The 16,643-nt window shown below is 43.6% G+C and carries 16 protein-coding genes; 7 read left to right on the top strand and 9 right to left on the bottom strand.

The features are described from left to right. Window positions 1–37: 37 nt before the first annotated feature. The 6 genes from ACDJ58_RS16950 to ACDJ58_RS16925 all read right to left on the bottom strand — a co-directional run bounded on the left by ACDJ58_RS16950 (window position 38) and on the right by ACDJ58_RS16925 (window position 4,901). The gene (locus ACDJ58_RS16950) at window positions 38–433 is read right to left on the bottom strand and encodes a cupin domain-containing protein (RefSeq protein WP_413372055.1); all 396 of its coding nucleotides are present in this window, start codon (window positions 431–433) and stop codon (window positions 38–40) included. A 21-nt stretch (window positions 434–454) separates the two neighbouring features. Then, window positions 455–772 carry a carboxymuconolactone decarboxylase family protein gene (locus ACDJ58_RS16945; protein WP_413372054.1) on the bottom strand — a complete coding sequence of 106 codons (318 nt, stop codon included), beginning with the start codon at window positions 770–772 and terminating at the stop codon, window positions 455–457. Window positions 773–808: 36 nt separating this feature from the next. Continuing rightward, on the bottom strand, window positions 809–1,540 hold the full coding sequence (locus ACDJ58_RS16940; RefSeq protein ID WP_413372053.1) for a dihydrofolate reductase family protein: 732 nt from the start codon (window positions 1,538–1,540) through the stop codon (window positions 809–811). Window positions 1,541–1,820: 280 nt separating this feature from the next. Next, the gene (locus ACDJ58_RS16935) at window positions 1,821–2,651 is read right to left on the bottom strand and encodes a carbohydrate ABC transporter permease (RefSeq protein ID WP_076289194.1); all 831 of its coding nucleotides are present in this window, start codon (window positions 2,649–2,651) and stop codon (window positions 1,821–1,823) included. Between the two features lies 1 nt (window position 2,652). Beyond that, a complete protein-coding gene (locus tag ACDJ58_RS16930; RefSeq protein ID WP_413372052.1) occupies window positions 2,653–3,525 on the bottom strand; it encodes a carbohydrate ABC transporter permease in 873 nt (290 codons plus the stop codon). Between the two features lie 68 nt (window positions 3,526–3,593). Beyond that, a complete protein-coding gene (locus ACDJ58_RS16925; RefSeq protein ID WP_413372051.1) occupies window positions 3,594–4,901 on the bottom strand; it encodes an ABC transporter substrate-binding protein in 1,308 nt (435 codons plus the stop codon). Window positions 4,902–5,113: 212 nt separating this feature from the next. On the opposite strand from ACDJ58_RS16925, the gene ACDJ58_RS16920 reads away from it, so the two are divergent. From ACDJ58_RS16920 to ACDJ58_RS16905, 4 genes are all read left to right on the top strand, one after another. Further along, complete coding sequence (locus tag ACDJ58_RS16920) at window positions 5,114–6,877, top strand: cache domain-containing sensor histidine kinase (protein WP_413372050.1); 1,764 nt, start codon at window positions 5,114–5,116, stop codon at window positions 6,875–6,877. A gap of 18 nt (window positions 6,878–6,895) precedes the next feature. Further along, the gene (locus tag ACDJ58_RS16915) at window positions 6,896–8,404 is read left to right on the top strand and encodes a response regulator transcription factor (protein WP_413372049.1); all 1,509 of its coding nucleotides are present in this window, start codon (window positions 6,896–6,898) and stop codon (window positions 8,402–8,404) included. 194 nt (window positions 8,405–8,598) lie between these two features. After that, window positions 8,599–9,114, top strand: a complete 516-nt coding sequence (locus ACDJ58_RS16910; protein ID WP_413372048.1) for a GNAT family N-acetyltransferase — start codon at window positions 8,599–8,601, stop codon at window positions 9,112–9,114. A 166-nt stretch (window positions 9,115–9,280) separates the two neighbouring features. Further along, window positions 9,281–10,414 (top strand): serine hydrolase domain-containing protein, encoded by a 1,134-nt coding sequence (locus tag ACDJ58_RS16905; protein ID WP_413372047.1) that lies wholly within the window; start codon window positions 9,281–9,283, stop codon window positions 10,412–10,414. A 132-nt stretch (window positions 10,415–10,546) separates the two neighbouring features. Here ACDJ58_RS16905 and ACDJ58_RS16900 read toward each other — a convergent pair whose 3' ends face one another. Then, entirely contained in the window at window positions 10,547–11,512 is a 966-nt protein-coding gene (locus ACDJ58_RS16900) for a DMT family transporter (RefSeq protein WP_413372046.1), read from the bottom strand. 166 nt (window positions 11,513–11,678) lie between these two features. On the opposite strand from ACDJ58_RS16900, the gene ACDJ58_RS16895 reads away from it, so the two are divergent. After that, a complete protein-coding gene (locus ACDJ58_RS16895; RefSeq protein WP_413372045.1) occupies window positions 11,679–12,170 on the top strand; it encodes a MepB family protein in 492 nt (163 codons plus the stop codon). 97 nt (window positions 12,171–12,267) lie between these two features. On the opposite strand, the gene ACDJ58_RS16890 is transcribed toward ACDJ58_RS16895, so the two are convergent. Together ACDJ58_RS16890 and ACDJ58_RS16885 are read right to left on the bottom strand one after the other, a co-directional pair. After that, window positions 12,268–13,527 carry a TraB/GumN family protein gene (locus ACDJ58_RS16890; protein WP_413372044.1) on the bottom strand — a complete coding sequence of 420 codons (1,260 nt, stop codon included), beginning with the start codon at window positions 13,525–13,527 and terminating at the stop codon, window positions 12,268–12,270. Window positions 13,528–13,542: 15 nt separating this feature from the next. Next, on the bottom strand, window positions 13,543–13,863 hold the full coding sequence (locus tag ACDJ58_RS16885; protein ID WP_413372043.1) for a YbjQ family protein: 321 nt from the start codon (window positions 13,861–13,863) through the stop codon (window positions 13,543–13,545). Between the two features lie 152 nt (window positions 13,864–14,015). Between ACDJ58_RS16885 and ACDJ58_RS16880 the strand changes: the two genes are divergently transcribed. Both ACDJ58_RS16880 and ACDJ58_RS16875 read left to right on the top strand, forming a co-directional pair. Next, window positions 14,016–14,768, top strand: coding sequence for a response regulator transcription factor (locus ACDJ58_RS16880; protein WP_413372042.1), 753 nt, complete (start codon window positions 14,016–14,018; stop codon window positions 14,766–14,768). Continuing rightward, entirely contained in the window at window positions 14,765–16,504 is a 1,740-nt protein-coding gene (locus ACDJ58_RS16875; RefSeq protein WP_413372041.1) for a sensor histidine kinase, read from the top strand. The genes ACDJ58_RS16880 and ACDJ58_RS16875 overlap by 4 nt, the downstream gene beginning before the upstream one ends. The last annotated feature ends 139 nt before the right edge of the window (window positions 16,505–16,643 follow it).

The raw sequence follows: 16,643 nt of genomic DNA, 5'->3' as shown, positions 1-16,643 counted from the left end.
TTCAGTTCATTCCTTTCATTTGGATCAGATTCTTTCCTTAGAGCGCGTTGTACCACTCATCATTCACAGGTTCTAACCATTCGGTTTGTCCAGGTGTCATAGCCAAATGCACAAACCAACTATCGGCTGTTGCCCCATGCCAGTGCTTCACATTAGGAGCAATATTTACAACATCTCCGGTTTTAAGCATTCGTGAGGGTTTACCTTCTTCCTGGTACCAGCCTTCACCACCTGTAACGAGTAGCACTTGGCCTACCACATGTGAGTGCCAATTATTGCGTGCTCCTGGCGCGAAAGTGACATTTCCAATGCTTGTATTAAGTGGAGTTTCATCTGTAAAGACCATTTCCAGATATGCGTCTCCAATAAAATTGGCTTCTACTTTCTTTCCCAGTGGGAAGATGGTGCTGTTACTCAAATGTTCGTTTGTCATAATGAATCCCTGCTTTCTTTTTTATTTATAAATATCTTTTGCAATATTGAACGCAGACCATGCCTTCGGCCAGCCCACATAGAAGGAAAGGTGAGTAATCATTTCAGCCACTTCATTACGAGTTACTCCATTTTCCTTTGCTTTGTGAAGGTGTGGGGTTAATTGTTCGAAATTCCCACCGGCAATAAGTGCAGAGACGGTAATCATACTGCGATCACGACTAGATAATTCTTCTACTCTTGACCATACCTCGCCAAACAGAATATCATCATTCAACTCTGCAAATTTGGGGGCGAAGTCACCCAATATATCTCTTCCAGCAGTTTGTTTTTTTTCCATAGCTATGTGATCCTCCATTCGTTGTACATTTAAGAATTATTTAGAATTTCCTTCTACTCGATAAGTCATCCACAATCCGTTATGTTCCATCTGTTCGACTCTTATCAATTCAAAATGAACGGGGAAGGTTTCTTTGGAACTCGAACCATTCTCAATGATGGTCAAAGCCGGAGAGCTTGCCTCTGCAAAAGGAACGAATACGAGACTTAACTCATCGATCAAACCTTCATTCAGGAAAGAGCCGTTTAAGACACCGCCGCCTTCAAGCAATAATCGATCAATGGAGAACAATGCTTTCAGTTTTTTTACAACCGTCACAACGTTAAGCTCTTTCGTTCCACCAAAGATATAAGAGATGCCCAATTCCTGTAGATATGCGAGATAAGCATCGGGTACTTCTTCAGTCAGTACCTCAATGATGTGATCCTTAGTTCTGTTGCCATTCTCTTCGGATATATAGTTATGGGTCCAAGCCAATTTGCCGTGTGGATCTACGGCGATGGCATAAGTTTCAACGTCTTTCTGCGCAATATAATCCGTTCGAGGAATCGGGGACTGCTTGTCTTGATTGGATGGAGGAATATATTCATGTGCAAAATGTTCTTGCATCGTGACTCGTCCGCACATCCAAGCATCACATCCGTAGCGGTCATGAATATGTTCATACTCATTAATGAAGTAGGTTGACCGATCATCTTCCAAAAAATCCCCGATAATTTTGCCATCTATTGAACTAAGCATATGACAAATCATATAGGGTCTGTCCATCGTAGCATCTCCTTTCTATATGAATGGATTGCAGGGGGAAAGTAACATCATCCATTACTGTAGGATGTAATTTAAATTTACATACATACAATAATGAACATCTATCTATTATTATATAAGAGAGTATCGTATAATCAATTGTTAGATTCATTGAATTTGTTCATTAATAAACATAGATGTGTGTATTGTAAATAAACGTCAAGAGGGCATGAACAAAAAACGCTTTCGAGAGTTGCCTCCCAAAAGCGTCCTAATTTTATTTCTATTTAAATACTAATGGTCACCCTTTGACTGCTCCCGCAGTAAGTCCGCTAACGATATATTTCTGTCCAAACAAGTAGAGAATAAACACAGGAAGTGAAGTCAGTACAAGATTAGCAAAAATCAAATTCCAGTCTCGGCTGTATTTGCCGTAAAAATTATAGATCGAAAGCGGCATCGTCCATGTTGAACTATTCGTTAGGAAGTATACCGGAATCGTGATATCGTTCCATACCGACATAAACACCATGATCGCTACCGTTGCGTTAACGGGCAGGATGAGCGGTGTAACAATACGGAAAAACACACCGAATACGCTGGCACCTTCCAGAAATGCAACTTCGTCCAGTGCTTTCGGAATGGTTTTGATAAATCCGCTGTATAAAAATACGCTAAAAGCGGTATTAAGCGCAGCGTAAATCAGGATGACGCTTGATATGCTGCCGTAAAAACCCAACCCCTGCACGACCCGGATCGTCGTAATGATCGACATCGGTGCAATCAGTCCCATGAAAAAATACATATATATTGTGTTTGAAAGTTTTGTGTCCCGGCGTGCCAGAATGAAGGACGCTGCTGAGGAAGCCACAATGTTGATGATTGACGAGATCCCCGTAATCCAGATGCTGTTCAGGAATGCTCGGGACAGACCGCCTTCTTCAAATACCCGGACATAGTTTGAAAATTGCCATTTATCCGGCAGACTTAAGGAAAAGCTGAGCACTTCAGCGCTCGTTTTGAACGAACCCAGAATTAGAATCACCAGAGGCAACAGTATGAGTAGAGAGGCGAGGAGCAAAAATCCTTCAACAACATAGTTGCGAATAGCGAGTTTGCGTGTATATCCCATGTTATTCCGTAACCTCCTTGCGCCGCATGAAAATCAATAGCGGTATAGCAATAATCGTGACAACCACAAACAGAAGCGTGTTGACTGCGGTACCAAGTCCCCAGTTTCCTTCGCCGAAGGAGCGGAGAATGATTGTACCCACAACTTGTGAAGCGTTGCCTGGACCTCCGCCGGTCATGACATACACTTCCGAGAATACTTTAAGCCCGCCAATCAGCGTCAACATCAGATTAATATTGATGGCTGGCAACAAAAGGGGCAGAGTGATTTTGAAAAAACTTTTCCAGGAGCTTGCTCCGTCAATCGTAGCGGCTTCATAATATTCTTGAGAAATGGATTGTAAACCAGCCAGATAGATGGCCATTTGGAATCCCGCGCTTTGCCAGATGGATACTATGGCAATCGTCCAGATGACAAGGGAAGGATTGGTCAACCAAGCCTGACTCAATGAATGTAATCCGACTGCTTCCAATACGTGATTAATCGTACCCTCCGTACGCAGCATTGGTGTGAACAGGATGCTAATGACCAGAATGCTCAGTATGGAAGGGGAGTAGAAAATAGCGCGCAACAGGTTCTTCGTTTTTAATCTCATATTTAGGGCCACGGCTAATAGCAGACCAATAATATTTTTGCCAGCAACCGTAACAACGGCAAAAATCGCCGTATTTTTAAGCGCCAAAATAAGCGTTTTGTCTGAGAAAATTTTCTCGAAATTGTCCCATCCGATAAACTTCAGATCAATACGATCCAGACGCCAATCCGTGAAGGAGTAGTAGAAAGCAGCAAGTGCCGGAATAACAAAAAAGATAGAGTAGATGAGTAGTGCCGGAAATACCATGTAATATGAATATAAATTTTTAGCCCTTTTCATGTCTCACACTCCGTTATGGCTAGGCAGCACATCATTCAGGAATGACATGGTGCCCTGTATTTCATTTCTTAGAAACCGGAAACGCCTTTATCTTGCATCAATTGACTGAACTTCTCATCCCAAGATTTCAGCACTTCCTCCGGAGTCAAACCACCAGCGAATTGATCCTGTAACAGTCTGTATAGCTCACTGCGATCTACCAGCATGTAAGCATCCGTTGTCAACACAGTTTTCTTGGGCAGGATGTAATTGTCGACGATATCCTGTTTGTAAGCAGGCAACTCTGGTGTAGTAACATCGCTAAAATTGGATACATAGCCCTTGGAATCGACGATCTGTTGTGCAATTTCCTTGGAGGCGATAAAGTCCAGGAACTGTTTGGCTTCGTCCAAATGCTTAGCCTTTTTCGGAATGAACAGCTGTCCTCCAAGCGGACTTGCACCCAGTTTGGCATCATCGGAAGACGGAATTGGGAATACGCCGAGTTCCATGCTTGGATCCTGTTCTGCTACGCCTTCGATTAACCAATCTCCCATAAACATCATGGCGACTTCTTTGTTCAGGAATTTGCCAACCGCCATGTCATAGCTATCGCTCAGCACATCCGTATTGGTATACCCCTTGGTGTAGACTTCGTATTGCTGCTGCAAAAATGTTTTGAACTCGGGAATATCGGACCATTTTTTCTTGTTGCTGTTGAGCTCATCGAAAAAAGAAGGATCGTTTTTGGCTACAAAATCGGCAAATGCTGCCGCAGGCCAGATGTTCGCAGCCCATGCATCTTTATAGGGCATGAATACCGGAGTAATGCCGCCAGCTTTAATTTTTTCACAAATAGCCAAAAATTGTTCGTAACTTGTAGGGATGGACAGACCCAGGTCAGCAAAAATCTGTTTGTTGTACACGACGCCTTGCATGCCCGTGTCCTGGCTGACATGGAAGCTGTAGATATGGCCGGCAGCGGAGAGTACGTCTTTGTTTACAATTCTGCTGGCCCAGGACTCGTTATCCAGAATTTCGAAATTGCGTTCAAGATTCAGATCCGTAATCGCGCTGGCCAAATTGTACTGGATGATGTCGGGCGTTTCATCTACAGCCAGCTTGGTTTGCAGCACGGTCGTTGTTTGCTCAGCCGGAATGAGCTGCAGATTAACAGAAATATGGGTTTGTTTTTCAAACTCATCGAGAATATCCTGCTGTATAAAGGCAGAATCCTGTGAACTCTTTGAAATGGCCAATTCCAGTGTGACCTTGCTGTTCTTATTGCCATTGCTTGCAGACGTATCAGAATCAGTACCTCCTGATCCGCAAGCGGTCAGTGAAATGGACAACAAGCTTGCCAGTAAAATGGATGCTGCTTTTTTTCTTTTATGCATGTTCAACGCAAATCCCCCTCTGAAACATGTGATGAATCCGTTTACAAATCCAATTATAAAATCCTCTGTTACTTCGGTACATGTCTGTGCTTGAATATTTATGTGTAAAATCCTGAACTTGAAATCGCTATCATTTCATTCAAACCCATGCTACATTAAGACATGATCCAGACGAGTTTCACAGCATGACAGGACAGGAGGCTTCGCGAAGCATGGCTAAATTTATACATAGAGCCACACAATTCAGCTTGCAGACAAAAGTACTTTTGACATTTCTGGCCCTTCTTTTGTTCGTGCTGGGTTGCTTTATCGTTTATGTGAACCTTGTCGTTATCCGCCCGCTCACACAAAAAACGGAGGAGGATACGCTGGTCACTGCCACAAAGGTACGAGAACAAGTTGACCTATATGTAGAGCAGCAAAACCAGATGTCCCAGCGCATATTGTCCAATAAGGACATCTTTGCAACGATGGACAAGAGTTCTTTAGCCCCAAGCAATTATGAAAGACTAAAGCAGATTCGGAAACTAAAAGATATCATGTTTCAGGCTATTGGCCCCAGCATGAACATCAAGGACATGTCCATTTATGATAAACAAGGTGTGCTGCTCACATCGTATCTGGGTTCAGGGCATCCTCCAACAATCCTAAGTACCCTAACGGAAAAAAGCAGGAGTGGACGAGAGTGGACCGGGAACGGTTTTATTCTGCTTCGAGAGGCTGACACCATCTCATTTGTCCGTACGGTCAACGATCAGAATGGCAAGCTATATGGATATCTTAGTATTCAAATGGATCAAGCATACATTCAAAACCTTACGGAAGGAATTACAGCAGGAGATGTATTCATTTTGAACAAGCAAGGTGAGCAAATGACTGGCTCGGAAGCGAGAAAGAACGCATTGGTGTGGAAAGAGCCATTATCCGACGAGGGACTGGCAGTTGATGAACAAAATAATTACGTTACGCATTCTACATCTCACCATACGGGTTGGATTACTTTTATAATAACGCCGAAAAATTCGGTTTTAGGCTCGATCCGTTCTGTACAAAGCATGTCCGTTCTACTGATTACTGTCTTAATGCTCATTTCTTTCGTGTATATTTTCTTCTCCACACGCAACCTGTTGCTTCCCATTCGTAAGCTTCGCAGCCAGATTTGGCGCATCAACTACAGCAATATGAAGCTGAAAGTCGATGATCGACCCAAAAATAACGACCTGATTCTGCTGAATGAAGCTTTTCAGGACTTGATGGAACGATTACAGCAGTCCATTGACCGTGAGAAGAAGGCATTACATGAAGAAGTCACTGCGCGGAATTCCGCATTGCAAGCCCAGATTGCTCCCCATTTCCTTCATAACGTCCTTTATTTGATCAGCATTGCTGCTCAAGAGGGGAGAACCCAAGTCGTGTCCGATATGTGCAAACATCTGTCAGGCAGTTTACGTTATATTGTTTCATCTCCTTATGCACATGTGACGATGACGGATGAGCTTGAGCATACAAGACATTATTTGTCGTTGGTACAACAAAAGTATGAAGAAGATTTGGAGTGGAACATCGATGCTGATGAACTGACGAGTGAAATCCGGCTGCCGCGGCTGGTCATTCAGCCTTTCGTTGAAAACTGTATTGAGCACGCTTTCTTTAATACCACACCTCCCTGGCGTATCCAAATTACCGTGAAGCAGTATAACGGATTATGGGCGTTGGAGATCAAAGATAACGGAGAAGGCTTCCAACCAAACAAAATAGAAGAGATTTTGTCCAATATTCAGAAGTCCGGCTCCGGAATGAATCAAACCCCCGATCGCCAGACAGCTCTTGGCAACATGGGGATCGTCAATAGCGTCAATCGGCTTAAACTGATGTATAGCAATCGGCTTTTATTTAACATTTACAACAATCATTCAGACAATGAAAAAGGAGCAACCATTCAAATCATCGGATCGATGACGAGGGATTTTTACTGAACACAGGAGGGATAGACCATGTACAATATCATGATCGTTGAGGATAGCAAACCTATATTGCGCAATATTAAAATGCTGATGGATAAGCTGGATTTTCCCATTCACGTGGCAGTTACGGCCACAAATGGGGAAGAGGCGTTAGTAGCACTTCAGAAGCAGCCAATTGATCTCCTGTTGACAGACATACGGATGCCCAAGATGGATGGCTTATCACTAATTGAGCAGGCGAAATTAGCCCAGCCTGAGTTGAAGGTCATTCTAATTAGCGGGTATAGTGATTTTGAATATACACGAAAAGCATTGAATTTGCAGGTGTTCGACTATTTGCTGAAGCCCGTCGAACCTGAGGCGCTGGAGGAAGTCATGGGCAGAGTTATTAAACAGCTCGATCAATCGAGGTCTAGGAACTTCCATGAGTTGCAGGAGATCGTTGATCCCCATAGTTATGCTGAACTTAAGCCAGGAGAACATGCTGCTTTTTTGGCCCAAATGATGATCATTCTGCGCAGACAGCCTTTCACCTCGGAACGGGAACGCTGGGGACAAAAGACGTTACAGGCTTCTTTAGAAGATTTTTTTGCTCCTCGTCCATGTAAAGTTTTTCTAAGTCAAACTCCGCAGCAATTCATCGTTTTTGTAAACAGGGGGATTCTTGATTTGTATTCTTCTGTACATGAATGTCTCGAATCGTTGCGGCGTCATTTAGTTGTACAAGGTAAGGACACTACAATCGCTGGGCAGCTAGTATGGTCGGAATCCGCTAATCTGTCGGAGCTTTATCACCAAATATCGTCCATTTTATCGATGCATCAGCGATTGAACAATGGATTGGTGCTGGATAGCGGAAATCCCGTCTCCATAACAAGAACTGAAGCAGGTTGTCTGGATTCCACATTGGAATCTGCTTTTGTCCACATGATACAAGCTCGTCAGAAGGAGCATCTTACCCTTAAGCTGTCCGAGTTGATGAATCGATGGACGGAGGATAACGTACATGTAAAGGAATTGGAACGATTTATCAATTTAGTGGTGGATACATTCGCACATTTGGTTGAAGAGCAAGGGGCGGGAATTAGGCTTGGTCTGGAGCTTAGAGCAAAAAAACTATTTGATAAAGAAACATATGGTGATTTCTGCAGTGAATTAACGGAATGGATTGGACAATGTTTTGAAATGCTTCAATCCCATGGTCGGAAAAGCAGAGAAGATCTGTTTGTGCAAATGGATGAGTACATCAAACGGAACAAGTATACCCAAATATCGATCAATGACATTGCAATGAAGTTTCACGTCAGCCCCTCTTACGTTAGCAGAGTCATTAAAAACGTAACGCAAGTCACGTTTGTGCAGTATTATACAAAGCTTAGGATTAAGGAAGCATGCAGACTGATGGAATGTCAACCGGATATGAAGTTTAAGGAGTTATCGGATCTGTTATCGTTCAGTGATCAGCATTATTTCTCCAAGGTGTTTAAGGAATATACGGGACTCAGTCCGACAGAATATAAAGAAATACTGCTTAAATAGTCTGACCGAGGAAAACATATTAAAAATTCCGAAAACGTTTGCTATGTATTTTAATCTGCCTGGTCTCATTATTTTATGTTGCAAACTATACAAATTTAGAGTAGATTAAGAGTGTGATTAATGTTGTATTTGCAACAAAAAAACCGAACTGTTTTAAACAAGTAATTGATTTATAGAAGGAGAGATTCATCAGAATGACAGTGGAAATTAGAGCATGCAGTCACGAGGATTTAAAAATACTACAAGAAATAAGTATAGAAACATTCAACGATACATTTAAAGATCAGAATTCTCCTGATAATATGAGAGCCTATCTGGAAAGAGCATTTAACGCTAAACAGTTGGAAGCTGAACTGTCCAATAGCTGTTCATACATCTTTTTCGTCTACTACAATGATGAACTTGCCGGATATCTAAAAGTGAACAGAGATGGCGCCCAATCCGAACAAATGAGTGATGTTTCACTTGAAATTGAGAGAATTTATATTAGGAAAAAATTCCAAAAGCATGGACTAGGTAAATATCTGCTAAATAAATCCATGGAGACCGCATTGGAACACAAAAAGAAGGAAATCTGGCTCGGAGTATGGGAAAAGAATGACAATGCCATTGCTTTTTACAAGAAGATGGGATTTGTGCAAACTGGCTCACACTCATTTTATATGGGGGACGAGGAACAAATCGATTTTATTATGGTCAAGACACTCTAGTAATCTTATCGCTCCTAAAAAATTGTACAGATTGTTTAAAAGTTGCTTTCTATTAGATATGGTCAACGCACGTGAATGGTCGTATATTAATACTATGTGGGTCTGGGTATGATACAGATCCACATTGTGTTACGATAAACGATTCTACATAGAAGGACGGGGAAATATGGACTTTAAACCGCTTGCTTCATTTATTGACCGTATTACATCATGGAGAATTCCGTGGGCAGAGGTCCTTGTGATGCATCAAAATGATACCGTTTTCCGTTACCGGAATGGTTATGCTAATCTGGAGGAACAAACGCCCATCGGCGATGGGGCGATCTTTAATCTCTACTCCATGACGAAAATCATGAGCTGTGTGGCAGCGCTTCAACTTGTAGAGAGAGGGCAAATGCTGCTGAGCGATCCGGTATCCGACTATCTGCCTGAATATGCCGAGATGACGGTGAAGAAAACATTATCGAGCGGCGAGGTCAGATTGGAAAAAGCGACAAAGGCGATTACAGTACGTGACTTGTTTACGATGACTGCCGGGTTCTCCTATGATATTGGCTCGCCAAGCATTCAGGAAGCTGTGCAGAGCACCAACGGAACATTATCGACACGAGACTTCGCGAAAGCGCTCGCCAAGGAACCGCTTCTGTTTGAGCCAGGTACGCATTGGAACTATAGCATGTGTCACGATGTGCTCGGAGCTTTGGTGGAGGTTGTGAGTGGTAGACGTTTTGGTAAATATCTGCAAGAAGAAATTATCGGACCGCTAGGTATGAACGATACGACATTCGACCTGAACGAGGAACAGCAGACCCGCCTGATTCCGCAGTATGCTTACAATGATGAGCTTGAAAAACCCGTCCGAATGGACGGAAACGGATTCCGGGTAGGCACGGATTTGGAGAGCGGCGGTGCCGGACTATTGTCCACCGTTAGCGACTATGCACTGTTCCTTAGCGCGCTGACGGGAAAAGGAACAAGTCCAAAAGGCGTTCGCATTCTGTCACAGGCTTCAGTTGAACTGATGCGCACAGACCATCTGAACGATCTGACCCGTGGTGATTACTCCTGGGATCATATGGGAGGGTATGGTTATGGGCTGGGTGTACGTACGCATATCTCCAAAGCCGGCAGCGGTTCGTTAAGCCCACTTGGTGAATTTGGATGGAGTGGTGCTGCCGGCTGCATGGCCATCATTGATCCGGATTCTGAACTCACGGTCATGTATGCGCAGCATCTGCTGAACAATCAGGAGCCTTATGTTCATCGCCGCTTGCGTAATGTTGTTTATTCCTGTTTGTAAAGCGGGAGTGGAATCTGACGAGGCATTTTGCTTAATTCAACGACTTGATGTTGAGTATTCGTACAATTGGAAACAAACAGGGACGCGAGCAATGTCGCGCCCCTGTTATTATTTTTTCCTTTTCTTTTTGAACTAAGGTTCGAGGGTATTTGAGAACTTTCGAGAGGTTACTCTATTGACCATATAAATACCGATTGATACAAACAGCAATGCGATTAGGTTTTTAAATTCCAAAATCGTTTCTCCCAAAAACAACGCCGATAGCAATGCACCAAAGACAGGGATAAGGAAGTTATACACAGATACTTTCCCCACTTTGTTGTATTTCAGAAGCAGATTCCACAAGCAGAATGCGGCTGATGAAAGTGAAACTAAATAAATCAGGATACCCGTTGATTCAAGTGTAAAATGTGTAACCCGGCCGCCAAGCAGGAGTCCCAGTATGGTGAGTGCCAGTCCGCCGACAAACAGGCTAACTCCGGTAATAACCAGCACGTCGATGGAGCCTGTTAAGTGCTTTGCATAGATGGCCGTAATGGAAAAAATAAGAGCCGCCATAATAACGAAACCTTCACCTGTGAGAGAGAAGGAGAATTCCAGCAGATTGGAGTGGAAATTAACAATAATTACGCCAATAAATCCTAGTAAACAGCCGACTATTTTATTTTTGCTCAGTTTATCATTTTTATATAAAAAATGAGCTAGAACAACACTGAAAAAGGTCGTTGTCGCATTCATAATCGAACCTTTGACACCTGTTGTATTGGCTACACCCACATAAAAAAACATATACTGCAGACCCGTTTGGAACATGCCAAGCAATATTAAACTTGAAAATTGTCGTCCAGACAGTTCAAATTTCCGTTTACTAATGACACGAAACAGGAATAGAAGCAGTAATCCTGCTAAAATAAATCGATAACCCGCAAATACAAATTTGGATGGAATATCTTCTGCCAGGATGTCAAAAGCACTATATCCTAGCTTAATAAACGGGTAGGCACTCCCCCATAACAAGCAACATAAACTTGCAACTAGTGTCACAAATAAAGGATCACTAAACTTATTCGGGTTCTCCAATGCTTTTATTTCATTCACTTTCAATCTTCTCCTCGCATGATATGTAAATGTGTACGGGCTGATCGCACCTCACTGACCATATCACAAACTGCTAGTAGCTGTAACAAAAAAATGAAATTCCGTTTCATAACAAGACTAAGAGGCTATAATTAACGTTGTGAAAAATGATTGAGGGGATGAAGGCATGTTTAAATCTAAAGAACTAATAGATAGTATACTTGCTAACTTTAATAATATAGAGATTACGAACGTCATTGAAGAAAAGCATAATAGAGAATACGAAGGAATGATTATCTATATTGGAGATTATAAATATCGAAGTCGCCTCGCCAAATTAACTCCAAAGAAAAAAGGATTTTTTGTTGTGTTTTGGAAAAAAGACGAAAAAAATCAAAATCAACCGTATTCCTTTTTCGAAAGTCCAGACAAACTAATAATCTCAATTATAAATGGAAATATGAAGGGACAGTTTGTTTTTCCAAAATCTAAATTACTCGAAAAAGGAATTTTGAAAAACGAGGACACTAAAGGGAAGATGGCTATTAGAGTTTACCCCTCTGGGGAAAAAGAGTTAAATAAATCAGCTGCGCAAACACAAAAGTGGCAACAAGAATATTTTATTGATTTATCTGATGAAATAGATGACCAAAAATTAATAGACTTATATTTTGGTTAGGTTTTTATACACTATGAATTTATGTATAGTCGCTTTTGGCGCAGAGCCAACCTGAAAGGTTAGCTCCGCCGTGTTATGAACAATGATCCTATAAGTACTACTTTCTTTCCAGGTTGAAGCCCTCTTTCTCCAGCAATGGCACCACACCTTGATCTCCAAGCATATGCAGCATTCCAACGACCACCATATACGTTTCTTTTTTATCGCTGTTCAGATAGCCTTTAATCTTCTCAGCCATTTCTACATTGCGGTCAGTGAGCAGGGCTTTGTGATATTCAGCATCCCAATCAGAAGAATTAGTATATGCATTCAAGGCATTATCATCGCCCTCTGTCCACATTTTAGAAAGATCATCGAGTCCACCACTTGGAGCAAGGGTGACCGGAGCAGATGGGTCCACGGTTTGCAGCAACAGCTTTTCCTGCAGAGCGTCGGAGTAGTTGTTGTTCGTTTGGAACTGGGAATCAAGAGTTTCCAGCGAAATAACCGGTTTGTTTGCTTGATTGGCTTTATCGATCAGGTACTGGTCTATCCCTATCTCTGACTGATAACCTTCATTTCCAACGATAATGCCCAGAATATTTTGTTGAGCAAACCATGGTTTGAAGCTATCAAAGCTGTTTTCCGGCAGCCCATTGGCTTTCAATAATGTGGTAACCTTGGTATACGTATCAGCGGATATATGATCTTTCAGTGTGGTTCCGTCTTTATAAACCCCAAGGTCCAATATATGTTTTTGCAATTCTTCGGGAGCGATCTTGGACAAGTCAACCTCCACGCCCAAGTAATCCGCAGCTTTTAACGCATTTTCAATCTCTGGACGAAGAGGGTACATGCCTTCCTGTACATAATGAATTGAACCGAGAAGATATACCGTGTTGCCTTTATGCTCTACTTTCCACAGAAAGCCTCGGCTTTCATCGGATTGATGCTTAGAAGTAAGGGAAACTTGGCGCAGCGATTGATCCCAGGCCACTTGATAACCTGCAGTTTCAGCGACAAAGCGGAGCGGCACATACGTTACATTCCGAATTTGCTTTGGTGCTGCATCCAAATTGACTGCTTTGCCGTTTGCAATGGCATTCGTACTGCCGAGCTTCAGGGATAAGGAGAGGCCATCTTTGACACCCGTGACGGTATGGTTCGCTTCATCCCATTTCACATGGACATTCATCTTCTCCAGAAGGAGACGTAATGGGACAAGGGTTACACCTTTATCTACAACCGCTGAGGATTGATTGAACTGGATCGGCTCGCCATTTAGCGATACGGATATAGCTTTTTCTGTAGCATGAACGGAGGAAAGTCCAGAGGTAAGTAAACATAGGGACAGAATTGAAGCGGTGATTTTTTTCATTTGCATGTAAGCTCCTTATAGTGAATTAATAATAACTGCCGTTCCGCTGACAGCAACCATGAGCATACCTTGACGAACAACTTCGTAATTCAGATCGACACCGATTAAGGCATTGGCTCCCATCTGTGAGGCTTGCTGGGTCATCTCTTCAAAGGCAGCGTCTCTTGCTTCCTTTAGCTTGTTCTCATAGGTACGAGAACGCCCACCTACAAGATCTCTGAATGAAGCGAGAAAGTCCCTCCCGACATTGGCAGCGATAATGACTTCACCGGTTGCAACGCCGATATACTGTCTGACGGGGGAACCTTCAACAATTGCTGTTGTTGTAATAATCAAATGTTTTCCTCCTAAAATAAAATAGATTTGTCGGAATCAGGTTCTCATTTCCTATGCTAACAGTGTTATTGAAACAGAGCCTTAACGAGTTGATGAACAATCGTTTAAGTTTGCACAGGCCGTTTAGGTTCTGTTAATGTGAGTATGCTACTATGAAATGGGTGAAAATGATGACCAATCAAACGGATATTAAAATCGCAATCGTCGACGACGAACCCTCAATAGTCACCATGCTGCAAATGGTGCTTCGCAGGGCAGGGTTTCATCAGCTGTACGATGCTTCCACCTGTGCGGAAGCTCTCAATCTGGTACAGCGGGTTTCCCCGGATATCGTCCTGCTCGACATCACGCTCCCAGACGGGAGTGGTCTGGAGCTCTGCTCCAAGCTTCGTGAATACGGAAATCCGCATATTTTGTTTCTGACGGCTAAGGCATCCGATCTCGATGTGCTGAGGGGATTCGCCATGGGCGGGGACGATTATATTACCAAGCCCTTCAATCCTTTGGAGGTAGCTGCAAGAATTCAGGCACGCATACGCCGTTTGGAGCCGGAAGCTCCAACTGTGAGTCAGGTGAAACGTCCTGAACCAGGGATTTACCAATTCGGCCGCTTCACCGTGAATGAGGCGGAGGGCGAGTTAATCGTGGAGGGACAGCCCGTCCCTTGCCCTGCACAGGTTTTCCATCTGCTGCTGCACTTCTGCAAGTTTCCGGGGATCGTATTTTCCAAAACACAGCTCTACGATCAGGTGTGGGGGATCAATGGACAGGGAGATGACTCGACGGTAATGGTGCATATTCGGCGCATACGAGAGAAGATCGAGATCGATCCAGGAAATCCAAAGCTGCTGCTGACCGTACGTGGGCTCGGCTACAAGCTGTCAAAGGAGTTTCAGGAGCAATGAAGATACAACAGCGCATGTCATTCCACTTCACGTATCAATTGATCTTTTATGCCCTGATCATTCTGGCCATTACCCTCATTGCTTGCATTATATTCTTTCAAAACACGACAAATAGTGAGTTGCGCCGGAACTTTCCGGTGGGCGCCTTGCAACTGATTGCTCAAGAAGCTTCTTCAAAGGACGGGACGATTCAGATCTCCCCTAAGTGGGATAAGCTCATTGAGGAAAAAGGAATGTGGATGCAGGTTGTAAATGCCGAAGGTGAGGTCATCTACGAAGTAAATACAAATTCGCATGATGGGCTGTCGCCATCGTACTCTATCACCAAGTTACTTGATATTCAGGAGACGCGGACACTTGGGACGTATGCCGTTCAAACTCATCTGAACTTTGCTTTTAATGTGCCGGTTCTGTACATCCTTGGCTACCAAAGTTCTGACCTTGACCAGCTCATGGCCTGGTTTGACGAATACGGGCAGCAGGGCATGGTATCTAGCGAAAAGGTATCCTTTCTGGATCAGCGACTGCGTGAAACAGGCAGTTATCTGCAGGTAATCAACTCCACGGGTCATATCGAACAAGCCATCGGCGATGGAACGTATTTACAGAAGGGGTACCGTCCACTGGACATTCTGGCAATCCAGCAATCGCCCAGCAACTACGATACGAATATTGTCGCCCATCGGGACCAGCTCAGTGGAATGACCTGGATCCTTTATACGCCCAATCCAACGGGAGGTCCTTTGAAACATCCGGCGATGGATACGGCAACGCGCGGACTTATGTGGTTTGCAGGCCTAGCTCTTCTCTTGGCAGTACCCTTATCGATCTGGCATGGCTACCGTTACGGTCAGCCGCTGATTTTGTTCGCAGGCTGGTTCGAACGTATGGGGCGTGGGCAGTACGATCAGGTACTAACCGCCAAGGACAAGCGCAAGATATTCCGTTCCAATGGAACGATGCGAAACCGCTACAGGCTCTATAAGGAAGTCATTGAATCCTTCTATCAAATGGCTGATCAATTGGCCCAAACCGAGAAGGAGCGCGAGCGGCTGGAGAAAGATCAAAGAGAGTGGATGTCAGGAATTTCACATGATCTGCGTACGCCGCTGTCCACAATTCAAGGTTATGGATATATGCTGGAGAGTTTACCGGAACAATGGAGCCAAGAAGAGATGCGTACCATGGGGGCGACGATCCGGGAAAAAGGGGATTATATGCTCGAGCTGATCTCTGACTTTTCCATGATCCATCAGCTCAAGCAAGGCGATTCGATTATGGAGCTTCAGAAAATCGATTTGGTTGAGCTGGTGCGCTGCTCCGTGCTGAAGTATGTCAATGACGCTACGCTGTCTGAATACCAGTTTCACTATATTGGGGAGGAGCATCCCTTGTGGGTACAGGCTGATGAAACCTGGATGCTGCGGTTAATGGATAACTTGCTGTCCAACGCCGTGAAGCATAACCCGCCAGGCGTGAACGTCACCGTCTCCATCGGCAGAATGAACAATAAGGCATGTATTCGCGTATTCGATAATGGGAAAGGGATGGACGAGGAAACGCTGCAGCATTTGTTCAATCGTTATTATCGGGGAACAAATACAGAGGAATCGACGGCTGGCTCTGGACTCGGGATGAGCATTGCCAAAACGATCGTGGAAGCACACGGCGGAGAAATTCATGTACAATCCAAAGTGCGACAAGGTACGAAGATTGAGATTTTTTTACCTTGTTGAAATGTTTACTGTCTTGGGAAAATGTCTTTACTGGAAAAAGCAACCAACCTCATTTGAGGGCAGGTTGCTTTTTTTGTTGGCTTCTACATCTGTAATACAGAACATGCTGCACGACTGTAATCTGGTTGAGGAGAGGCAT

This window comes from Paenibacillus taichungensis, assembly GCF_047302525.1.
GTDB lineage: Bacteria > Bacillota > Bacilli > Paenibacillales > Paenibacillaceae > Paenibacillus > Paenibacillus taichungensis_B.
This window is presented reverse-complemented; position numbering and strand designations above follow the sequence as displayed.

Bases quoted from the DNA above. Each gene is read 5' to 3' on its own strand.
- ACDJ58_RS16950 (WP_413372055.1), bottom strand. From the start codon at position 433: ATGACAAACGAACATTTGAGTAACAGCACCATCTTCCCACTGGGAAAG.
- ACDJ58_RS16945 (WP_413372054.1), bottom strand. From the start codon at position 772: ATGGAAAAAAAACAAACTGCTGGAAGAGATATATTGGGTGACTTCGCC.
- ACDJ58_RS16940 (WP_413372053.1), bottom strand. From the start codon at position 1,540: ATGGACAGACCCTATATGATTTGTCATATGCTTAGTTCAATAGATGGC.
- ACDJ58_RS16935 (WP_076289194.1), bottom strand. From the start codon at position 2,651: ATGGGATATACACGCAAACTCGCTATTCGCAACTATGTTGTTGAAGGA.
- ACDJ58_RS16930 (WP_413372052.1), bottom strand. From the start codon at position 3,525: ATGAAAAGGGCTAAAAATTTATATTCATATTACATGGTATTTCCGGCA.
- ACDJ58_RS16925 (WP_413372051.1), bottom strand. From the start codon at position 4,901: ATGCATAAAAGAAAAAAAGCAGCATCCATTTTACTGGCAAGCTTGTTG.
- ACDJ58_RS16920 (WP_413372050.1), top strand. From the start codon at position 5,114: ATGGCTAAATTTATACATAGAGCCACACAATTCAGCTTGCAGACAAAA.
- ACDJ58_RS16915 (WP_413372049.1), top strand. From the start codon at position 6,896: ATGTACAATATCATGATCGTTGAGGATAGCAAACCTATATTGCGCAAT.
- ACDJ58_RS16910 (WP_413372048.1), top strand. From the start codon at position 8,599: ATGACAGTGGAAATTAGAGCATGCAGTCACGAGGATTTAAAAATACTA.
- ACDJ58_RS16905 (WP_413372047.1), top strand. From the start codon at position 9,281: ATGGACTTTAAACCGCTTGCTTCATTTATTGACCGTATTACATCATGG.
- ACDJ58_RS16895 (WP_413372045.1), top strand. From the start codon at position 11,679: ATGTTTAAATCTAAAGAACTAATAGATAGTATACTTGCTAACTTTAAT.
- ACDJ58_RS16890 (WP_413372044.1), bottom strand. From the start codon at position 13,527: ATGAAAAAAATCACCGCTTCAATTCTGTCCCTATGTTTACTTACCTCT.
- ACDJ58_RS16880 (WP_413372042.1), top strand. From the start codon at position 14,016: ATGAAATGGGTGAAAATGATGACCAATCAAACGGATATTAAAATCGCA.
- ACDJ58_RS16875 (WP_413372041.1), top strand. From the start codon at position 14,765: ATGAAGATACAACAGCGCATGTCATTCCACTTCACGTATCAATTGATC.